The organism is Mesorhizobium sp. M0244 (genome assembly GCF_040321795.1).
Taxonomy (GTDB): Bacteria; Pseudomonadota; Alphaproteobacteria; order Rhizobiales; family Rhizobiaceae; genus Mesorhizobium.
In genome coordinates this window covers 1-1,668 of sequence record NZ_JAMYSE010000208.1, presented here as the reverse complement: position 1 = coordinate 1,668, position 1,668 = coordinate 1, and the positions used below count along the sequence as shown (strand labels likewise).

Annotated in this window: 1 protein-coding gene; it reads right to left on the bottom strand. The window is 61.4% G+C overall.

What is annotated here, in order from left to right; genetic code table 11:
- Nucleotides 1–207: 207 nt before the first annotated feature.
- Complete coding sequence (locus NKJ08_RS38645) at nt 208–1,509, bottom strand: glucoamylase family protein (RefSeq protein WP_352532759.1); 1,302 nt, start codon at nt 1,507–1,509, stop codon at nt 208–210.
- Nucleotides 1,510–1,668: the final 159 nt, after the last annotated feature.

Sequence of the window (1,668 nt, the reverse complement as noted above, 5' to 3'; positions counted from 1 at the left end):
GAAATTAGGAAGCCGGCATTTGCTCGGGAGCTTCCGACAAGCTATGTCCGCGTTCGCCAGCCGCTGATCCGAAGCAGACCGACGGCTCCCGGCCCCTATGCTGCCGAGAAGCAATGCGCCGCTAAGCCGATATTTGCAGCAAATGCGGCATTGCGCTAGCAGTCAAGAGTCCCGGTATCAGTCGGGGAGCTTTGTCATCTCGACTTGTTATAGCCAACCGCCCGAAAAACCGGCTCGGTGCAGTCCCGCGATGATGGCCGGCACGCGGCGCATCAGGCGCCACACGAAGCCCGAGCGGTAGTTCTCTATCATCAGAGTGATCGGCCCCTGATTGATGCCGACATGGTCCGGCGATACCCAACCGCAGGGCCGGCCGTCGGCGGCTGCTATTGTCGGATTGAAGCTTGCGGTGAAGCCGTAAGGGTTGCCCTCTTGCAGGTCGATCTCGTGGAAATAGCGCAGTGCCGGCAGAACGATCTCTGGCGCAAAGGGCAATGAGGTAATCGCTGCCCACGGCGACAACGTCCCATCATCAGGGCCGAATGGCGCACCGCGCGCCAGATAGCCGAAGAAGCGGCGGCCACCGACCGTGATTTGGCGTTTTGTCGGGCTTGGGCCGTCGCTGGCGGTGATGCCCCAGCAATTCTCGCCATAACCGCTGAAACCCTTCGGATTGCGAATGGCGTAGTCGCGTTGCAGGTAGGTTGCCTCGCGGCTGTTCTCGAAATAGTCGCAGTCGTGGTTGCGCATGGAAGCATCGCGGATGCCGCGAAAATCGATCCAGATATGCGAGAGCTGGTGGATGAAAAGTGGACCGGCGTAAACCAGTTCCCGGCCATAGAGCTTTTTCCACTTGTAGGTGGATAGCCAGGCCGCGTAGCTCTCGGGCGGCAGCGGATGGGTTGGCGAGCCGAGGCCCAACACATAAAGGATCACCGCTTCGTCGTAGCCTTGCCAGCGATAGCGCAGGAAGCCTTTTCCAGGCCGCCAGCCATGGGTGAGGGTGGCGCCGCCGTTCTGCGCCCATCGCCAGTCGGCGCGCCGGTAGAGCGCATCGGCAAGCCGCCGGATTTCCAGTTCGGATTCATCGTCCTCGCCAAAATAGGCGCCGGCGGCCAGCGCACCGGCAAGCAGAAGCGCCGTATCGACCGTGGACAGCTCACACTTCCAGACGCGGCGGCCGGTCTCCATGTCGAGGAAATGGTAGTAGAAGCCCTTGTGGCCCGTAGCGTCGGCTTCGGGCCCTTGCGGCGCGTTCCAGAAGAAGCGAAGCGTGGCGAGCGTCCGTTCAGCGGCGGCGGCGCGCGTCATGAAACCGCGCTCGACACCGACGGGATAGGCCGACAGGGCGAGCCCGACGGCGGCGATGCTGGCCGGTGACCCCGGGGTGTTGCGGTCGGCGATCAGGCCATTCGCCGGGTTGGCCTCTTTGAGAAAATAGTCGAAGGACAGGCGCTGGATGTCCGAGAGAAGCTCGTCGTTCTGTGGGTGGTCGCTCGATGCATCCATGGCTGTCGATATAGAGGGGTTCGCTGCGCTTCCAACCTTTTTGGTCGTCTTGTCGCCTTTGGGTCGATTGTGTTGAAAAAGTCCGGGTTGCAGCAGTCCTGAAGCACTGATTCAATCTTCGTCGTAAGAGGAGATTGAGTCGATGATGGGCGAGCAAAG